The sequence below is a fragment of the Sinomicrobium oceani genome, from assembly GCF_900119185.1.
Taxonomy (GTDB): domain Bacteria; phylum Bacteroidota; class Bacteroidia; order Flavobacteriales; family Flavobacteriaceae; genus Sinomicrobium; species Sinomicrobium oceani.
In genome coordinates, this window is sequence record NZ_FPJE01000011.1 from 65767 (window position 1) to 86587 (window position 20821).

Consider the following 20821-nt stretch of genomic DNA (forward strand, 5'->3'; position numbering starts at 1 on the left):
CGTAAAAGATTTGTTTAAAAGGACGACTTATAAAGCTCCCTGTTTTTTCAGATAATCCACCCAGGCCACATACGCTTCCGGATGCAGATGCACTCCGTCCGGGGTCCACGCCTCTTTAAGGGCTCCTTCCTCATCGGTAAAAAGATCATGATAGAGATCTATATAGGGTATTTTATAGATCAGGGCCAATTGCCTGAGCCCTTTGTTGAGCTCCGGGATCAGATGGCTTTTTCCTTTAAAATAAGGTGCGGTAAGCAATGCTTCGTTAATGGGGAGTACACTTTGAATATATATCCTGGTTTTCGGACTTTCTTTACGGATTTGCTCAATAATACGTTTATAGTTACCGATCACTACGGTAACAGGCAGGTTACGTGCCATATCGTTGATCCCTCCGAGAAAAAACAGCTTCGCGGGTTTTTGGGCCGTGATATCGGAAAGCCGGGCCAGCATACCGAAGGTATTATCGCCACCTATTCCCCTGTTCTTAATACGTTTACCCGGCAGTAGTTCATTCCAGTGTCCTCTTTCGGTAATACTGTTTCCCAGAAAAACAATACCGCCTTTGCTTTCGGGCAGTGTAGCAAACAGCCGCATACGCTGCTGGTAATAACTATTGGCGTAAGTACTGTCGATCTCCTGGGCTGTACACCAACCGGTTCCCATACTCCAGACCAGGCAGGATATTGCTAATATTTTTTTTGTCTTCATTGTCCGGGGGCTATTGGTTCATCGCTTTGTGTAGTGTTTCTTCCCATAACTCATATCCTCTTTCACTCAGGTGAAGCTTATCGGTATCGAGTCCTTCCCGCAAGGACTTACGGTCGTCTGCAAAAACCGTATAGAGATCCACGTAATGCATCGCATACCTGCGGGCCAGTTTTTTCAGGTATTTGTTTAACTCTCGCACGTCTTTATTACGGATACGCTTGTAGATATCCGCAATTCCCACGGGCTGTACGGGCAGTACGCTCTGCAGGTACACTTCGGGTTTACCGGGATTTCGGTACAATTGCTTTACGATGGCTTCGTAATTCTTTTTGATAGCTTTTACCGGGGTACCGCGTTTGAGATCATTGACCCCGATCATCACCATCACTTTTTCGGGTTGATGCCGCAGGGCCTCTTCGATCCTGTTTTTGACCCCGAACGAATTATCCCCGCTGATCCCGCGGTCGATGGCCCGGTATTGTGTCCAACGCTTATCCCAATGTCCGGCCTCGGTAATACTGTTTCCTATAAAAACCCATCCGCCTTTCACCGGGGGTTGCTTATGAAACTCTTCCATCTTTTTTACGTAATACCCGTTGGCATAAGAAGAATCTATTTCGGACTGGGCCCTTACGGACCCAATCACGAAACAACACACACAGAGGAGAAATACTGATTTTATTTTCATTGCTATTCTGCTTTCAAATCTTCGTTAAGCCCCTTTTCCAGAGCCTTCCACCAGTTTTTATCGATGATATGAACGATGTCAAAGATCATAACACCTTTACTCTTTTTACGGCACATTTTAAGTGCCGCCACAAACTGTTCTTCGTTATCCTTATATTGCTCTACATAGACTCCGGCATACACGGGAGCTTTATCCATAACCACCTTATTCACCAGGTCGGCCGAACCTTCTACGGTGTACCAGTACGCTTTGGATTTGCTTTGCCCGGCTTCCGAACGGTTTACTTTGGTCGTATCGATCTGCTCCACCTCTTTGCGGTACACTTCATAAAAATAGTTGCCGGTAAGGAACATGTCCAGTACTTCGGCATACCCCGTATTCTTGTATGCAGGGGTGGCCCATTCGTAGTCTTCGGACGGATCGTAATCTTTACTGGCCCAGTTGACTCCTACTTCGTAATATGTAGGATACCAGGACCCGGTATAATCTCCGAAAATAAGACCGGGATTTATAGCTTTCAGCGCATCGTGGGCCTTATACATAAAATCGTGGATCACACCGGACCGCCACTCCAGCCATTTTTTATACCATGTTCCGGGAGTACGGCGTCCCTGTGCGTCATACGCATAAATATCCGCCGGAAAATCGGCAACCTGCTCCCCGATATAGTCTTCAAACAGTTTCCTGCTCGCGTCTGAGAAATCTGCGGTAATCCCGTCATATCTCACCCTGTCCAGCACAATACCGTCCAGCTCCGGGTACATCGATACCAGTTCTTTCAACACGGACAGCTCGTAGTCCTGCACTTCGGGTAAGGCCGGGTTGAGCATGGTGGAAAACTTGTTTTTCTGCGCCGAGATCGGGGTCAACCCTTCCGGCAGATAGCTGGTGGTCTGCCAATGTTTCTTATCCGGTTCGGCATAGATCAGTCCCCTGTCAAAATAATTATGTCCGCCGGAGAATATATTCGTAGACACATGTACTTGTATCCCCAGTTCATGTCCTTTTTCGATAAACCGTTCCAGCATATCCCAGGAGCTGTCTTTTTCCCTGTCGTCTTTTTCCCATGTTGTCATCACGGGAGCGATCTTACTGGGATACAATACTTCCCCGGTAATGGGCTTTACATCTACAACGAGGTCGGTAATCCCGATGTCATGGACTTTCCTCACGTAATAGTCTACGGAGTCTTTGTGTGTAAAACGCCCGAAGTTGGCCGTGGCATCGATATAGATAATCTTCTTTTCTTTCGAAGACTGTTCTGTGGTTTTTCCCTCCGCGGGCTTTTCCCGGTTCGGCTCCGATTTGCACCCGGCGATAACCAGGGCGACTGCCAGTATCAATGGCTTTAGCATAGATCGTTGCAATAGCATTATCTTTAGATTTTCGTGTTTGTTTTCGGTTTTAATTGTTGTCTTCCAAATTGTCCAGTCCCTCTTTCACGTATTGCCACTGGTCTTTATTTTTAAGGTGGATCATATCGAAGAGGAAATAGCCATCACCTGCATAATAGGCTGCATCCACACTTTCTACAATAGCACGGTTTACCACATCGGGAGCTGTGGTGGCCCAGTTACCGTTACCGATATCCGGTCCGCCGATAACCAGTGCATCACCTTTGATCTTTTCCTTGGCTTTGAGCGTAAATCCCTGTACGGTCCATTCGCCGGTTCCGTATATACGGTCGGGGGACGCATAAGACCCCATAAGAATGATATCCATGTGATCGGCATAACCTGTGGCATTAAATCGGTCGTTGGCCCACCGGTAATCCTGCGAGGCTTTGTAATCCGGACTTGCCCAGTTGGCTCCTGTCCCGTAGTAGGAAGAATACCAGGCACCTACATACACCCCGAAATCGGTTTCCGGGTTGATGCCTTTCACGATTTCCCGGGCTTTTTCCATAAAATCGTGAATGACTTTTGCCCGGAATGCCAGCCAATCCTGGAAATACAACGGTAACTCCTGCGGAAGGCTCCCGGAGACTGCCATTTCGGTCGTCACCACATCTTCCGGCCAGTTAGTCACATTGGTCCCGAGGAATTCCTCGAATTTTTCCCTGCTCAGATCAGAAAAATCACTTCCCAGGTTATCGTAACGGCCCCTGTCGAGGATAATACCGTCCAGGTCGGAATAGGCTGCAAGGTCTTTCAGCATATCAAAGAGAAACTGCTGTGCCCCGGGATGAAGGGGGTTAAAAAACCGGGCGCCGTTATCATTGATATCCAGGGTATTCATGATACCGTTGGCGGTAAGCTCCATCGAGGCCCAGTCGCGCTTGCTCTCATCGCTGAACAGCATTCCGTTTTTACCGATACCGGATACCTGCCCTCCGACCATGGTATTTATAGAGGCATATACCCGGAGCCCCAGTTCATGTCCTTCATCTATAAAAGCCTGCAGATAATCCCAGGTGGCCGTGCGTTCTATACGTTGAAAACTTCCGCCTACCCAGGCTCCCATAAAGGTGGCCTGCGGGGCTACACTGCTCTGGAAAAGAACATCCCCGGTGGTTCCCCTGACATCGACGACCACATCGGTAAAGCCGGTTTCTTTGGCCTTGGTCAGGTCGCGTACAATCTTGCTGCGATCGTTCGCGAAATCCGGGAAATTAGCTGCAGCGTCTATCCACAGCACTACGGGCTTTTGTGCTGTACTGTCCTGTTCTTCCTCCGGCCAGTGACGAAGCCCGTTATAATCGTCATTGCAGGCCATTAAAAGGACTACGCATGCGAATCCGAATATATTTTTTATATAGTGTTTCATCTTTTAAGAAGTATTGAAGCGGGAGGAACAATTCCTCCCGCCGGTATTTTACATATCAATAGCATCAAACTGTACCCCTACTACGTACCCGTTGGTAAACATAAAATAGAGATAGAGGTAATAACCGTTTTCCGAAACGGTCAAAGCGACGTCTCCTGTTCCGTTACCATTGACAACAGGCGGCGAAACGGATTTTCCACCATAGACATTAGGTTCACTGGCCCATTGTACGGCAGGTACGGATCCTGCAGACAGGTCACCACTGAATGTTGCCGGAGAACTTACATCGAGTAACCACACCATATCGGCAGATCCCCAGTTAAAGCTGTTGATCCAGTTTATGGCTGCAAAAGAGGCATTGTTGAATTCTATATAATCCACGGCATTCTGAATGTAATTGGTGCTCAGCGGATCGAGCATCTGTCTTACCGTATTGCTCTGGCCGTTTACCCAGGCAAACTGGTTATCGGAATACGAGGCTACGAAATAATCGCTCATCGGGTTGGTGGCCGAGGTCGAGATCACATCGGCATTTGTTGTCCAGCCCTTGGGCAATCCTCCGACCGCTATGATGTCCGGCACCTGAGAGGTCAGTACTCCTCCGGAGACCACCCAGCGGGCAAAACTACGGCTCGGGCTTCCGAAGATAGGCGCTGTGATCACTGCATCGGCATCCAGGCTACCCTGTACGGAAAGTTTACGTCCTATGGCCACCCCGCCGTCCCATTCGATCATCAGTTCGGGAGCAGATGCTATAGAAGTGAGTTTCCATACTTTAAAGCTACCGTCGTTGGGTGCCAGATTGTTTACCAGTATGGTACCGGAGGCATCTGCGGTACTGTAAAAATTGGTCAGGCTACCCTGTACGGAACCCAGACTGAAACTGGTGACGCGTTCCCCGGTTTTGGCATCGATAACCACGCTTTCGTAGTTGCGGGTATTGATCACCACGTATTCGCCCGTAGCGGCAATACCCCCGGTGAGGTTATCGACGGTGATACCGAGGTCGCTCTTCAATTGTTTGGCAAACATGATCCGGCCGCTACCGGCACGGATACCGTAAGGCAATTTTCCGGGTACTGCTTTTTGTACCGTGTACACATTTTGTGTACCGTCGTGTGCCGTTACCGTAAGTTCTACACCTTCGTTATAATCCAGGGCTTCTGCGGCCGGATCGGGATCTATGGTGGCATGGGCAGAAAGCCTGTACTCGGCTTTTGCGGGTTCGATTTCTCCGACAGAGATTATACTTATAGTCCTGGTATCTTCGTTGACCACCCCGGAAAGTCCGAGGGAAGGCAGCGAAAAATCTTCGATAAATGCTTCGGAACTCTTACGGATCTCTCCGACTACGGTGTATTGTCTCACCTGCTTGCGCTGATCGGTGACCGTAATGGTATTTTCCGTGGTGAGGTCCATATACAATAGGTTGGGTTCGACCGTTACGTTGTCGTCCAGGTTGGCATTGACCCGCATCCGCGACAGCATATCGGGGGTGACTTCCAGCGTACTGTTTACAGGAAAGTAATACGGAACGGGTATGACGATCCGATCGGTCCCGGTATCGAGATAACCGATAAATTCGCCACGGCCATCCTCGAAATTGGCCGTAATACTGTTCAGTCCCTGCCTGGATACGGAAGGGAGAAGTTCGTCGGGGTCCTGACACCCGTAACTCACCAGGAGTACAAGAACCGCTAACTTAAAATTTATGTTGAATATTTTCATGTGTTTAAAATTTTTAGTCTACTGGATATGAAGAATCTGAAACCGGGATCGCAATACACGGGTATAGTCGTTCTCCCATTCGGCGGGACCCGGTTTATTTCTTCATACTTTCTTATTTCCATGGATCGTATTGTTCTATTGCGGAATTGTTGGCCAATTCGTTATAGGGTATGGGCAGTATGTATGTTCGTTGCAGGAAAATACGATCTTCGAGATCGGCATCTACATATTCGAAATTCAGTGCCCCCGGAATCCCGGTAACCCTGAACCCGTGTACCCTGTAGTTCTGATACGCGGTATGGGCCAGTTTCCATCTCCGCATATCCCAGTACAAATGGCCTTCATAGGCAAGCTCTACTTTACGCTCTTTTCTTATGGCCTCAAAAAGATTTGCGCCCGTAAGTCCGGTTTTCGCAGGCATGGCAATTCCGGGCCTGCTGCGTACGGCATTGATATCGGCCATGGCATCGTCGGATTTTCCGAGCCTGTAGTTTGCTTCTGCCCTGTTGAGATATACTTCGGCCAACCGTATTTCTACCCAGGCCTGGGTACTCGGTATGGTGATAAGATCGGTATTTTCCGGATCCCGGAGCTTCTTAAGGTAATATCCCGTGGTGGTACGTCCCTGGGCATAAGTCTGCTCTCTGTAGGCCATATACCTGCCGTTTTCTCCTTCTACGGAATTGGTCATGGTCTTCCCCTGCCACTCCGATCCCGGATATATGATCGTGGCATGAAATCTCGGATCGAGATCCTCATAAGGGGGCACAACGGAGGTATTGCCGTGCCAGGGCGCCCAGTTTACAGTCATCCCGCTCTTGTTTTCGTAACTTTCCACCATTTCCTGGGTAGGCGTACCGGAACCTCCCTGATTCTCGATCTCCCCGTAGGTAGCATAATCCTTGTCGAACGAATGATTAGGATCGTTCAGCAGGTAATTGTATTCGAGTATGGATTCGGAATTTCCGCCTTTCCAGCTGTCTTCATAGTTATCGGTAAGCGCGTAATGCGGCGAGTTTATCACTTCGTCGGCTGCATCTTTAGCTTCCTGCCAGCGTTCGGCATAAAGCATCGCTCTCGATTTCAGGGCCCAGGCGGCACCTTTGGTCACCCTGCCTGTTTCGGAAGCGGGCCATGCCCCTGCTTCGGGCAATACACTTGCGGCAAAGTCGAGATCGTCGGCGATAAGATCCCAGGTTTCCGCAGCGGTACTCAGGGGTTTATCTTTTTGCAGGTTCATATCCGTATACAGAATAACCCCGTCGTGTCTTTTGGCAAGCTGGAAATACAGGAAAGCCCTGAAAAACCTCGCCTGACCGCGGTACAGATCGTTGGTTTCCTCATCGAATACCGAATATTGCTCTAACCCCACGAGAAACTCGTTTACTCTTCGTATCCTTTCGTAGGTCTCGCTCCACACATCGAGCAGATTACTTGTAGGCCCAATCACCTCGGGGGTAAACACATAGCGGTTCGCATCCCCTGCTTTAGATCCGGGTACATAACTTCCGTACTTAAATGTATCGGTTAATCCTTCGGTCAGTGATCCGTTGAACTGGGCTCCTCCAAACTGCCCGTAACGGTCGATATAAGGGTAGAAGCCGTTCACGTAGAGCTGAACGTTTTTTTCATTCTCCCATATCACCAGGTCGCTTATTCTGTCGGTCGGGGTAGTATCCAGATAATCATCGCAAGAGAACAATCCGGCCAGCAGCATTACAGCGGCTATTTTATGTATTTGTATTTTCATCATGTATCTGCTTGATTGGTTAAAATGTCATACGCATTCCTACGGAATAAATACTCTGCTGCGGATAATACCCGTTGTTTACACCGGGCATTTCGGGGTCTATATTGTATTTCGTCAATTCGCTCCACGTCCACAGGTTCTGTCCCTGTACATACAGTCTCAGCTGCTGTACGAAACCGTCTTTTCCGGAAAGCCCGGGAAAACTATATCCGAACTGCAAAGACTTCAATCTCAGGTAGTTCCCATTCCTGTACCAGAAGCTGGAAGAATACGCGTTGTTACTGCTCAAGGGTACGAGGCTCAACCGTGGAAATTCGGCACCAGTATTGTCCGGGGTCCAGCTGTTCTCCACGAGATATACCGGCGAGTTTCCACCGTGATAGAAAGGACGGGTCATCGAAGTATGATCCATAACCCCACTACTATACACACCGGTCAGCGCTACATCTCTTCCGAGTGCGCCCTGGAAAAGGGCATTAAAGTCGAAACCTTTGTATTCGGCGTCGAGATTGATCCCTCCTACGAATTTCGGATATGCGGACTTCCCGATATAGCCCCGGTCCTGTTCGTAGGTCACTTTTCCATCCCCGTTACGGTCCTTGTATTTTATATAGCCTACATCTACGGCCCTTCCCGGGATGAGGGGTGAGTTGGCTATATCTTCCTCGCTCTGAAAAAGACCATCAGCGATAAACCCTACCTGGGCTCCGACTTCTTTCCCGGTCAGTTTCAGCCAATCGGGTGTGTTTTCGCTATCGGTAAAACTAAGCCATCTCCTTTTGGTGTATGTCCCGTTCAGGCTTACGCCATATGAAAATCCCCCAATCTTGTTTCTATGTGCCAGAAGAACCTCAAATCCTTTATGATCTTGTTTATTCTTATTCATATAAGCCGGCACATAGCCCCCGTAACTTGGTGGATAAGCGGCAGTAACGACGCTCAGTATATCATACATATATTTGTAGAACACATCGGCTTCCACACTGAGTTGTCCTCCCCAAAGGGTCAGGTCGAAACCAGCATTATACTGTAGGCCTTTGCCCCATGTAAGGTTTTCATTTGCAGGTGCAGACGTGTACAATCCCTGTTGCGGTTGACCGTTGAGTACTACGGCAGATTCGGCCAGAATAGTCAGCGTATTCAGGAAAAAGTACGGTGCGATCTGTGTGGTCCCGGTAAGTCCCGTACTAGCGCGCAGCTTCAGGTTATCCACACCACCTATCGCATTGCGGAACCAGTCTTCCTCACTGATTCGCCATCCTGCCGACACAGCAGGAAACAAACTCCACCGCTTTCCTTTTTTCATTCCCCCAAATACATGACTGCCGTCATATCTTGCAGAGATCTCCAGCAGGTATTTACTGTCGTAATCATAATTGATTCGTCCTACGAATCCCATCCGCTTTTCTTCATAGCTGCTTCCGTTTACGCCATTGCGATCTTTGTCATTAGCAAAGAAGAGTTCGTCCAGTTCGTAAATATCAAATTCGTAACCATAACCACTAAAACTATTTCCTTTACCTTCGTTAGTTTCCATCAAAAGTAATCCGCCGAAGTGATGTTTCCCGAAATCTCCTTTATAATTCAGACTGGTATTGGTGGTAAACGATCTGCTGTAAGTAAACCCTTCAACCAGGGAAGCCCTGTCCCCCCTCGGATCATAAGCATAGGTATAGCTCAGTTCGCGGGTTGCGGCAGTAACCGGATTCGCTACATACGTCTGATAGGGTGTACTGAACTGTTTATTGTTATAGAAAGACATATCATAAGCCGTCATAAATTTGGCACTTAATCCTTTGACAAAAGGAATGTCGTATTTCAGTTCGAAATTGGTCTGTATTACCGTGGTTTTGGACTTGCTGTAGCCGGAAAGTGACGAAGCGGCAAACGGGCTTACAAAAGAACTGGCGGTCCGGGTAGATACGGGCTCTCCATCTATTTCCTCCGGCACATAAGGATGTGCCCGGATGGCCTGTTGCGGAATGTTGTTCCAGTCTCCGGGATTTGCAGAAAACCCGGGCCGGTCCCTATCCTCTATCCGTCCGGAAATATCGAACCGGAGATTGAGGTTTTCGGCCACTTTGGCATCGATATTACTCCTCAGGTTCACCCTGTTATAGGAGATACCGTCCACGTTTCCTTTCTGGGAGAAGTTCCCGAGCGAAGCAAAATACTTTACGGATTCACTTCCACCGGAAGAGCTCACATTTACGGTCTGGTTATACCCCACATCAAAGGTCTTGTCGTACCAGTTGGTGTTACCCCAGCCATCGGAAGGGTCACCATTGACCATCATTTGTACCTGCTCGCGGGTAAATATGGGTTGATTGCCATCCAGTTCCAATGCCCTGTTATACCAGTAGGCATATCCGGGACCGTCGAGCATCTGCTGCTTTACCGCATTGATACTCATCCCTGTCGATGCCGACGCGGTGATAGAAGCGCGTCCCTGACGTCCTCTTTTGGTCGTTACGATAATTACCGAATTGGCATCGAGTCCGTAAACTGATGCAGAAGATGCATCTTTAAGTACGGATACTGTTTCGATCTCGTTAGGGTCTATTTCGCCGATAGTCCGCTCTACACCGTCTACAATATATTTTGGAGTAGCACCACGGATGAGCAGACTGGAACCGTCCGCCCCGGGCTGACCGGACTGTTGCAGGGATATCACCCCGGCCATACGTCCGCCGAGCAGATTGGTAATGTTGGCCGTAGGTGCCTTCATCAGCTCCGCACCTTCGATCTGGGTGATGGCCCCGGTAACGGATTGTTTTCGCTGTGTTCCGTACCCGACCACGACCACTTCGTTAAGGCTGGTAATGCCGGGCCTGAGTTGCACATCGATCCTGCTTCTTCCGGCTACGGATACCGTATCGGAAATATATCCCATCAGGGAAAACACAAGTTTACTGTCCGGATCGGGAACATCCAATGCGTATAAACCGTCAAAATCGGAGGAAACACCGGTCCTGGTCCCTAAGATAACGACATTGACCGCGGGCAACGGGTCGCCGTTCTCCACATCCACGATCTCACCTTCTACCCGGAGGTCCTGGGCATTCAGCAGCGCGGGAATCATCATTAAAATGCATAATGACAATCGATAAATTTTTTGATCGCACAAAAAAGCTGTCATAATTTCATAATTTTTTAAGTTTTGGTGATTATTGGTTTAAAGTTTAAATTTTTTAAGTCAATAAAACAGATATATAATTTTATTTATGTTTCAATGCATTCAAATATATAAATAAGTTTTTCATTGAAACAACAATTAATTAATTTTTTTAGTTTTATAAATACATAAAAATTTTTTATTAATTATTATTTAAAACTTTTTTAGCCTGATATCCCAATACAAGGGCGAGAAAAATAAGTACCAGGGACATTGCTGCAAGTACATAATCACCTTCCCCGAGATTCTTTATTCCAAAAAATACGAGCGACGTCAACGATACCAGGTACATGAAGATCATAGGCCAGAATACGATCCGGTAATTGATCTTCTCCCGGATCATCCATACGGACAGTGCCAGTAAGGTCAGCGCGGCCAGCATCTGGTTGGCCGAACCGAAAATAGGCCATAACTTTTCAAACTGCCCCGAAGCCAGTAGTACAACCGATGCGAAGATCACTGTTGCCGTAGCTACATAGCGGTTTTGCATGATATGATTTCCTTTCGGGATTTCGTGGTTTTGCTTTTCAAAAAGTTCCTGTACGACAAACCGGGCAAGGCGCGTACAGGTATCCATGGTAGTCAGGGCAAAGGCCGAAACGGTCAGCGCAATAAAATCCACCGCCCTGGCTTCCGGCACGCCCAGGTTGGCAATCATAGTCCCCAATCCATGTGCAAACACACTTACGGGACTCCCCGTGCTCAATTGGTCCCTGTAATCCTCCGGACTGAATACGGCTACCGAGGCCACTGCTATAATAGCCAGGAACGACTCGATAAGCATACCGCCATAACCGATCATTTTTACATCGGTCTCTTTTTCGACCTGCTTGGAGGTAGTTCCCCCGGCAACGAGTGCGTGAAATCCGCTGATGGCGCCACAGGCCACGGTAATAAAAAGCACGGGGAACAAATAGCCCAGATCGTCATCATGCCAGGCTACGGCATGTTCCGGTGCAGCCTTCGGGTCGGAAATAAAAATACCGGCTACGGCAAAGAGGATCAACCCATACAATAAAAAACTGCTGAGGTAATCTCTCGGCTGCAACAAAACCGATACCGGGGTCACCGAAGCTATACCTACATACAGCATCAATACCACAAGCCATACAGTGTACGACCATTGTACCGGCATACCTCCACCGAAAATAATAACGGCATATACTGCTATGATCGCAAGTATCATCGTCGACCATGCTACACCTTTCGACGGGTGTTGCCCGATTTTCCTGCGGACTTGCCCGAATACCAGGGCCAACAGGATAAAGAGTCCCGAAATTGAGGCTACTTCCGGATTACTTATAAAGGTTCTCGCTATGATATCTCCGAAAACCGCTATGATCAGGATCAGTGTGGCCAGGCTAAAAAGCAGGAACAGCCTTTTCCCCTGCCATCCCACATATTTACGGATCACTTCTCCGATACTTTTACCGTCGTGCCTGAGCGAAGCGATAAGACTCGCAAAGTCGTGGACAGCCCCGAGAAATATGCCTCCGGCCAGTATCCACAATACCGCCGGCACCCAGCCGAAGGCTACCGCGATCACCGGTCCTATAATAGGTCCTGCCCCGGCGATGGAGGCAAAATGATGCCCGAGCACAATACCTTTGCCCGCGGGTTCGTAATCGACACCGTCCTTTAACCGCCGGGCCGGGGTCACATTTTTGTCGTCCAGCTTAAACAAACGCGCCAGGTAATTCCCGTATACGCGGTAAGCTATACGCAGCACAATAAAAGACAGGATCAATATCCAGATAAATCGCATGGTTGGTAGTGTTTTGTCCGATAAACGGAACCGGGACGTTCCGGGATTTCTCCAAGAAACATCGTGTTCGTATAGTTCGCGGAGTCGCTTCGGGTTTACTCCGGCTGTAATGTATAATCTACATAAGCTTCAAAAAGCCTGTTCCACGGTAATAAGAGTTGCAGTTTTGTTATCGGAATGTATGTTCCCGTTTCGCGTTGCAACTTTTCTATATAATCGTGCATGTGTTTCACGCCTTCCGTTTCCAGTGCTCTAACCTTAGGCGCTGTCATCACGGAACTCCAGTGCAGGGAAGTATCCAGTTTTGGCAACAGTTGTTTGCGGATGATGTTGTTGTAGAGGAAATCATTACTCCAGCGGTGCCATAAAAACCAGCGCTGCGCTTCGTTCCCCTGAGCCACAGTATTCCCTGTCGTTTCCGCATACCGGTAGATATAGCCCTGTGCAATGGCCGTCCCCAGCGTATTGCCACTGGTATTCCACGAGGCATAGGCATACAATTTGTCGAGTATGTTTTCGTGCACCAGATATTCACCGAGTATCCGGCTTCCTCCCTGTACGTTTCCCTTCGGGTCTATATCGGCCAGGATCACCTTATATCCTTTACGGACACGAGCTTTCAGTGTTTCCGTAAATATCCTTGTTTCCGCTTCCTTTCCACGGGAAGTGTACACCATCAGCAACAGATCTTCCGTGCCGGATGTAGCTGCCTTTTGTCCGCCACAGGTTGCGATATAATCTTCGACCACACCATCCAGGGGTTTATCTTCGAAAGGCATGACGGTTTTCGAATCCTCTGCCGAACTGTATAGGACATCGACCCGTACCGGTTGTTCCGACTTTCCGGACAGATAACGGGCGAGAAGAACCATACCTATCTCATCGGCTCCCGGTTGTATGTGTACTTTTTGTTCCAGTCTCTTGTCATGTACGCGCTGTTTCAGTGCTTCCCGCTCCCTGATATGCATTCCCGACGGGTGTGCATCGTCCTGGGACAGGATGAGGTAATCCACCACGCCATCCTCTACCAGCTCCAACGCTTTCCGGTTGATACGGTTATTGCGTTTCCGGCTTTTCACATAATCTCCGATTACTTTTGACGGAACCCTTCCATCGGGCTTTTTACCGGGGTCGGGTTGTTCCGCCCAGGCCTGCAGTTGCCTTCTGTACGCCTCGTTTTCTGCCGTTGCCGTCGGGGCCAGCCGCATAATCACGCTGTTGAGGTAGACCGGAACATCCGGATACCTGTTGCGCAATCGGTGAAGTACCGACAACCGCCTTGCAGCTACTTTCCCGGAAACACGATGTTCCCGTGACGCTACGAGACCGCCGTAGGCCAGCATATCGGCCGATATAATCAGGGCATCGTAACCGGAAAGGTCCTGTTTTTCCATCCATTCTATGATCTTATCCGGATCTCCGGCCCGGGTATATCTGCCCAGCCATTCCCGTGGCGGGCTCACCAGGTCATAACCGGCAATACGGCCCGCTGTTTCCGGAAACTGGAGACATGGGGGTCTGTCGTCTAACGGGATCAGTAAAATCTTGGCACGGGATTGTGCATATCCTGTCTGCATCAGGCTGCACAACATCATTAAACCAATAATCAAATATTTCATAGTACCAGATTTTAATACGATCCGTCTTCCGGCCAGCGGGTCGCTATGCCCTGGGCCTCGATCCGTTTTTGAAATTCCTCAATTTTATGCTTTTTGGCGTACAACTGCTGTGGGGTCAGTTTGTTTTGCAGTAGGAAAGGGATGAGCTCCCCCACAGCTTCGCCTATACTCCACTCTACGGGATGCAGGCGGTAACACCCGTTGGTAATATGGGTAGTTCCGATATTTTTACAGGCCGGTAAGAGGTTTTCGGTCTGTTCGGGAATAAGGGATCCCAGGGGGATCTGAAATCGCAGGGAATCAAAATCGATATAGTTATCGCCCCCGGTACTGGGATGCAGATCGATGTGATAGTAACCGATGCCGACACTATCCGGAAATTCCCTGGCCTTTACGTGTTCTCCGGTAGCTCCGCTCACCATCATCCGCTGTTTTTTTCCTACGTGTTCTTCGAGAATCGTAAACAATGACCGTATCCGGCGCGATTCGCGGACGTAAGGATACTTGGCCAGGCCGTCTTCCGTACCCATAATATCCTGTCGGAGCCTCAGTCCCGGCCATCCTTTACCGCCATCGGGCCTGGGAGCTTCGGTTTGCAACCAATACAACAAGGACAGGCTGAGTTGCTTTCCACGCTCAAAATGATGCTGAAATACATCCGGAGCGGCTTCCACGATATTCCCGAGCCAGTAATCGTTCTGGGGCCAGTTGACTATAGAGATGTCCCCGCGGTAGAACCCGGGATCGAAATTATCCTTGTCCAGGATACGGCGGTATATCCAGAGGTTAAGCCTGTCGTCCATTTCGCCGGTCGTAGGGTCAAACCCCAGTACCTTAGGCTGTAAGGTCTTGGGATTGGAGTAATTGAGTTCCAGTAGTTTTCCTGCCCAGGCCGGACTCATCTCCGGTGTATAGTTTTTCCAGAAACGGTATTCTTCGGGTTCGGGGATCGTCCAGTTTTCGCCGGGAACATAATCCATGGCAAAACATGCGGTAAACGCCTGGTTATTTTCAGGATCGGCCACCTGCGGCGCATGCAACTCTCCTGTTTCGGTTTTAGATTCGGTCCCGGTCACATAAGCGGTCCCGGTCAGCGGTAGTAACTCCCCGAGTTCGGTAGCGTCTACCACATAGCTACCGGTAAGCTTACACAGGCTTTTATCGCGCAGGTTCCTGGCATACAGGGCCCGGACTTTCTTACCTGATACTTCGGCACGGACCACATGGTGTTCTTTGAGGATGTGCATCCTGCCCGTACTGATATAAGGGGCAAACATCTGTTCCAGCACGGTAAGAGCTACCCGCGGTTCATGGCTTATGGCCGATACGTCGGCGTTGCCCGGATTGAAGTACTCCGCATTGCGCGCCTTATCGTTCAGGGGGTAATGGGTTTTATAATACTCCCGCACCCTGGTCCGGAATTCACGGTACAGGGCCGTAGCCCCGTAATGCTCTATCCAGTCGTGCTCGTCGGGCGGTACGCCCTGTTGGGTAAGCTGTCCGCCTATCCAGTCTGTTGGCTCGGTCATCACTACGTTGAGTCCGTTGCGAAGTGCTGCAAAAGCTGCCGCACAACCACCGACGCCTCCTCCGGCAATGACAATATCGGCCTGCCAGGTTTTGCCGCCTTCCGATACCTGTACGGGAGTGCTTTGCTCCCATATCGGGGCAGCCGTGACCGGCAGGGTAGCCAGGGAGCCCCCGGCAATACATATACTTTCTATAAAACTTCTTCTTTTCATCGTATGGTTATATAGGGTGTCGTATTATTTCTTCATCCAGTACGCTTCTATGTCTTCCAGACTTTTCCGGGCCGTCTCCGGAATATATTTCCACATCAGGTACAGGTAAGGCAGACACATGATACCAAAAAAGAGAAAAGTACCGGCCGGACGGAGTGTTTCCAGCAGCCAGGGCGTCAGTTGCCCTACAAGATAGGTCCCTACCCACAGCGACAACCCGGCCAGAGACATGGCCAGACCCCGGATGCTGTTGGGGTACATTTCCGAGAGCAGGACGAAGATCACAGCAGAAATACTGATGGCTGTGGCAAAAACATAAAACAGGAACAGTCCCAGCAGTATTCCGCTGCTGATCTGCCAGGCTTCTCCTTTATAGAAATACAGGCTTATACACAGCAACGCACCGATCATACCTGTTACGCCAAAATACACCAGTTTTTTACGCCCTACCCGGTCTATGATACACAGGGCCAGTACGGTGGTCAGCACATTGACCAGCCCTACCCAGACCTGGTAATACAAGGCATCTCCCCCGGAGAGCCCGCTCTGCTCGAAAATACTGGGACCGTAATAGAGTACGGCATTAACCCCCATAAACTGTCCGAGCATGGCCAGGGCCACCCCCAGGAATACCGGGAGAAGGATCTTCGGATTGGCCAGTATCTTTAACGAAGCTGCGAGGCTACGGCTTGTTTCGCCCTTCTGTATTTCCCCGGTCATAACGATCGCCTGTTCGTCTGACTGTACTATTCTCGAAAAAATGTGTCGTGCCCTAAGGGTCATCCCCTGCATCACAAGCCACCTCGGGCTCTCGGGGATAAAAATGATGATCACCAGGAACAATACGGCCGGAAAAGCCTCTGTGCCCAGCATGGCACGCCATTCTTCTTCCCACAGCCTTTCTGTCCACCCGCTTCCGCCATACTTGCCGGCCTGTGCGATCCCGAGGATCTTAAAATTTACCAGATAAGCTCCCAGGAAACCGACCGTTATAGCCAGCTGGTAAAGGGCCACCAGGCTACCGCGGATATGCGACAGGGCCACCTCCGAAATATACATGGGCGATACGATAGATACCACACCTATCCCTACCCCCCCTATAATCCGGTAGATGACCAGGGTCGTAAAAGTCCCCGACAAGGCACAGCCAATGGCCGACAGTGAGAAAAGTACGGCCGACAACAGCATCATTTTTTTTCTTCCGTAGCGGTCGCTCAGCCATCCGGCTACAAGAACCCCGGCAATAGACCCCACCAGGGCACAACCTACATACCACCCCTGCTCCATAGTACCCAGACCGAACTGCGCACTCACCCGGGAAATGGTCCCCGAAATCACGGCCGTATCATAACCGAATAAAAAACCGCCAAGCGCTGCGACCATAGCGAGGAAGCAGACATAGTAAATGTTTCTGGATTTTTCCATTGTTTTTAAATTCCGAAGTATTCGCGATAGCGGTTATACAAATGTCCGGCCTGCAGATAGGCCGATTGCGGACTCATAAAATGAGAAAATTCGAAAGTGATCGCCTTGTCGTATCCGGCCCTTTTCGCCGCTTCCAGTTTCAGCCGCAGTTTCTCGAACTTTATAGGTAAGAATTTTATGGGCATGTCCCTGTCAAAGGTTTCGGCATTGGTCCAGCATTTCATCCCGTACTTATCGGCAAGCTTCTTATTGACGGTAAAAAAATCGTCGAGCTGATCGTAATCGATGTGCCCGTCCTGGAAGGCTACGGCATCTACAACCTTATGGATACCATCGAAGATCTCATCCCATTCCCTTTCGTGCTCTTCTACCGAAACGGACTCTTTTTTAGAAAGATTCCCCGAAGCGGCAGCCACAGCTTTTTTTCCGTCTATCCAGGGCGATATAAATGTGGGGAGTCCGGACGACACCGCTTTACACTGCTTACCCAGTTCGTAAAAAGACGTTATGGCTCCTTTGGTCTTACGGCTTATTTCACCACTCAGGTACCATCCCTTAAAACTGCTGAACCGTTCGCCATACTTACGCCAGACCTCATCGATAACGTATCGGTTAGATTCTATTTCATGCGTCAGATCGCCGGTATCCCAGTAGGCCCCGGAATCGTACAGGCCGAAATAGAAATTCATGTGGTATTTCTCCGCCAGGCTCAGAAACAGTTCCAGCAGATCGGTATGAGGTTTGTAACATCCCCTGGACACCAGGTAATCGGAAGGATACGTGAGGAACTTACGATACCCCGATCGTATGAGGATTACCGTATCTATACCTATGGACCTCATGTGCTGAAAGTCTCTTTCCCATTCTTCTTTTCCCCAGTTCTGATGCGGAATATCATGTGAGATCTCATCCAGAAACGTAGCCGTTATGGGGAGTCCCGCACTACCATACCGCTTAGGATCGGCTTTGGGGATAATATACTCCGAAGGCATGGCCCCGGCACGATCGAGCCCACTGAGGGTGAGTACGGAAGCTCCTGCCATAGAAGCATTTTTCAGAAAACTCCTCCTGGAGTTCTCCCCGGTCTTTTCAGGTTTCATAATGTAAAGTTTTGGTTAGGTTTTGTACTCTATGTTCCCGGTTAAAGGACTGTGCTCTTCTCCTCCCGGTTATTCTGAGATCAGGTCTGCCGGCCGGGAGCCCCTTCCTGCCACAACCTTTTCCCTTACTCCGACACCCGCTACCGGAAAACCGAGGGTTCCGATAGAGGCATCTGAGTCCTAACTTCCGGAATTTGTTATGGTAAAAGCAATGTCCCGGATACGTTATCCAGACAAATATATATTTTTTTTAATTATACAGCGAACAATAAATATATTTTTTTATTAACTAAGCTTTTTAAAAGTTTATTATTAACAAACAGTAGTGCTTCTACAGCAGGATTCTTCTTACCTTTTCCTCTTGCCGGTACGGGTAACACGCCTTTCCACTGCGCCTGCTCTTCTTTTGGTTACGGGCGCAGTACCGATACCATAAAAGTATGTGCCCATCCGGCAGGTTATCGCAATTACCGAACGGAGGCATCAGGATATATGTCATACAGAAAGTTACTCCGGGAGTTGGTATAAAAAAAGAAGCTGTCTTTGGGAATATCAGGCAAAATATGGGGTTCAGGCGCTTTATGCCCAGGGGACCTGATCACGTAGAAACCGAAACAGGCCTTGTAGCCATGGCTTACCATCCTGAAAGGCAGGATTAAGGACATCATCCCAAAAATCTGTCAGATGATCAAATTGATAACCTATGAGCTAACCCCTGAACTAAGGGGTCATTTTTCTAAAAGACTTCCATACAAAAAGACCGCCTAAAACTTTGCAGACGGTCTTCTTTATATATGTGCGAATCATCTATTCTCCGCCATTCTTTTTCAGCCATTCCAGCCTGCGTTGGTCCGGGAGATGTGTAACCCGGAAGTTTTCAAAACTCGCACGGAACCCTTCCCCGTCCGGACTTGCGCCCATCAGTCCCACCTTTACCGGGGTATTATCCGGGAAATACGCATTGCGCATCATCACGTATTCCTTATCGTCAAACGAGTAAAAGATCTCCACGGCATCCCGTCGTCTTACCGCCTTAATCCAGACAAACGCAGGGGCTTCCTCCAGGGAGATTACACTCCAGTCGCTCGTATTGTGGGTCACAACCGTACTCAGGTTGTACGTTCCGTCTACAAACTCTATCCCCGCCTTGATGTAGTGTTTCTCATCGATACGGACCATCAGTCCCGCCTGGTCAAAACGTGCCTTATACGCCCCGGATACTTTAACTTTGGCTTCGAATTCTCCCCCGTAAACGGCATAGTAGAAGGGAGCGTCATCTACGGTAAATCCGTAGTGCGATATCCGCCAGTAATCGGTCTGCGGAGTTACAAATACGGACAGCGTCCCGTCTTTGATCTCCCAGTCCCGGGGTTCGTTAAACCAGTTCATTTTTTCCAGCCGTTGTGCATACAGTGTATACACACCCTGTGAACCTGCAAAAAGCAGTGCAAAAAGGATTAATGTTCTCATCATGATATTTAGCTTTACTTTTGCAAAAGTAGTCCTGTTTATCGCGGGGCTCAATAATGATTAATAACCATTTTTACTATGGCTACACCTATCGCAGACCAGCTGCATCACAAACTGCTCGGACAGGACTTTACCGGGACAGATACGGCATGGCCACAGGAACAGCTCAAAGCTCTTGCAGAACTGTATGCGGAAACGGAACAGGCCATTGCCGTACTCAGTGATATGCAGGCTAACCGGAGTTATATCTGCTACGGGGGCATAGCGGCTACCCTGGGGATTTCCTGCCCGGTGCAGCACAAAACCATAGATTCGATCTGGGAAGAGGAGATCTTCTCCGGGACGCATCCGGACGACCTGCAAAACAAGTATTTTCTCGAACTGCAGTTCTTTAACACGGTAAAACAACTCCCCCAGGCACAACGCCACGGACTTTTTGCCATACATCCCCTGCGAATACGCAACCGCAATAACCAATATGTCACCATACTGCACCGTATCTTTTATCCGCGTACTTCCACACCGGAAGAACTTCGGTTTGCGCTTTGCCTCTATACCTTCCCGTCTTACCAGGCCCTTCCGCCCCGTAACGGATGTATAGTAAACCCCGTAACCGGGGCCCTGATCCCTGCCGACCATAACCGGAGCCGCAATATCCTTTCCCGCAGGGAAAAAGAAATATTATCCTGGATCGATAAAGGGAAAATGAGTAAAGAGATCGCCGACCTGCTGTCTATTAGTATCCATACGGTAAACAGGCACCGGCAGAATATCCTGGAAAAACTGCACGTCAGCAACGCCATGGAAGCCTGCCGTATGGCGAGGATGATGGGGGTTTTGTGAAATCCTTTCAAAATTGTATCTTGTATTAGGATTCACAGG

The 20821-nt window shown here is 49.2% G+C and carries 15 protein-coding genes; 2 read left to right on the forward strand and 13 right to left on the reverse strand.

From position 1 onward, the window contains the following. Positions 1-27 precede the first annotated feature (27 nt). The 12 genes from BT112_RS11030 to BT112_RS11085 all read right to left on the reverse strand — a co-directional run bounded on the left by BT112_RS11030 (position 28) and on the right by BT112_RS11085 (position 18469). On the reverse strand, positions 28-711 hold the full coding sequence (locus BT112_RS11030; RefSeq protein WP_072317437.1) for a GDSL-type esterase/lipase family protein: 684 nt from the start codon (positions 709-711) through the stop codon (positions 28-30). A 10-nt stretch (positions 712-721) separates the two neighbouring features. Then, positions 722-1399, reverse strand: a complete 678-nt coding sequence (locus BT112_RS11035; protein ID WP_072317438.1) for a GDSL-type esterase/lipase family protein — start codon at positions 1397-1399, stop codon at positions 722-724. 2 nt (positions 1400-1401) lie between these two features. After that, positions 1402-2772 carry an alpha amylase family protein gene (locus tag BT112_RS11040; RefSeq protein WP_217652371.1) on the reverse strand — a complete coding sequence of 457 codons (1371 nt, stop codon included), beginning with the start codon at positions 2770-2772 and terminating at the stop codon, positions 1402-1404. Positions 2773-2803: 31 nt separating this feature from the next. Continuing rightward, positions 2804-4165, reverse strand: coding sequence for an alpha amylase family protein (locus tag BT112_RS11045; RefSeq protein ID WP_072317439.1), 1362 nt, complete (start codon positions 4163-4165; stop codon positions 2804-2806). Between the two features lie 48 nt (positions 4166-4213). Next, positions 4214-5893 carry a DUF5018 domain-containing protein gene (locus BT112_RS11050; RefSeq protein WP_072317440.1) on the reverse strand — a complete coding sequence of 560 codons (1680 nt, stop codon included), beginning with the start codon at positions 5891-5893 and terminating at the stop codon, positions 4214-4216. Positions 5894-6005: 112 nt separating this feature from the next. After that, a complete protein-coding gene (locus BT112_RS11055; RefSeq protein ID WP_072317441.1) occupies positions 6006-7646 on the reverse strand; it encodes a RagB/SusD family nutrient uptake outer membrane protein in 1641 nt (546 codons plus the stop codon). 16 nt (positions 7647-7662) lie between these two features. Next, positions 7663-10746: a SusC/RagA family TonB-linked outer membrane protein gene (locus tag BT112_RS11060; protein WP_217652372.1), complete on the reverse strand. Its 3084-nt coding sequence runs from the start codon at positions 10744-10746 to the stop codon at positions 7663-7665. Positions 10747-10960: 214 nt separating this feature from the next. Next, a complete protein-coding gene (locus BT112_RS11065) occupies positions 10961-12583 on the reverse strand; it encodes a carbon starvation CstA family protein (RefSeq protein ID WP_072317443.1) in 1623 nt (540 codons plus the stop codon). A 95-nt stretch (positions 12584-12678) separates the two neighbouring features. Beyond that, on the reverse strand, positions 12679-14202 hold the full coding sequence (locus tag BT112_RS11070; protein WP_072317444.1) for a DUF4127 family protein: 1524 nt from the start codon (positions 14200-14202) through the stop codon (positions 12679-12681). Positions 14203-14213: 11 nt separating this feature from the next. Beyond that, positions 14214-15944, reverse strand: coding sequence for an FAD-dependent oxidoreductase (locus BT112_RS11075; protein WP_072317445.1), 1731 nt, complete (start codon positions 15942-15944; stop codon positions 14214-14216). A gap of 24 nt (positions 15945-15968) precedes the next feature. Then, complete coding sequence (locus BT112_RS11080; RefSeq protein ID WP_072317446.1) at positions 15969-17369, reverse strand: sugar porter family MFS transporter; 1401 nt, start codon at positions 17367-17369, stop codon at positions 15969-15971. Positions 17370-17374: 5 nt separating this feature from the next. Then, positions 17375-18469 (reverse strand): DUF4434 domain-containing protein, encoded by a 1095-nt coding sequence (locus BT112_RS11085; protein WP_072317447.1) that lies wholly within the window; start codon positions 18467-18469, stop codon positions 17375-17377. Between the two features lie 440 nt (positions 18470-18909). On the opposite strand from BT112_RS11085, the gene BT112_RS11090 reads away from it, so the two are divergent. Continuing rightward, positions 18910-19128: a hypothetical protein gene (locus BT112_RS11090; RefSeq protein WP_072317448.1), complete on the forward strand. Its 219-nt coding sequence runs from the start codon at positions 18910-18912 to the stop codon at positions 19126-19128. A 148-nt stretch (positions 19129-19276) separates the two neighbouring features. On the opposite strand, the gene BT112_RS11095 is transcribed toward BT112_RS11090, so the two are convergent. Then, positions 19277-19858 (reverse strand): DUF1349 domain-containing protein, encoded by a 582-nt coding sequence (locus BT112_RS11095; RefSeq protein ID WP_394333355.1) that lies wholly within the window; start codon positions 19856-19858, stop codon positions 19277-19279. Between the two features lie 159 nt (positions 19859-20017). On the opposite strand from BT112_RS11095, the gene BT112_RS11100 reads away from it, so the two are divergent. Further along, positions 20018-20782, forward strand: a complete 765-nt coding sequence (locus tag BT112_RS11100) for a response regulator transcription factor (RefSeq protein ID WP_072317449.1) — start codon at positions 20018-20020, stop codon at positions 20780-20782. The last annotated feature ends 39 nt before the right edge of the window (positions 20783-20821 follow it).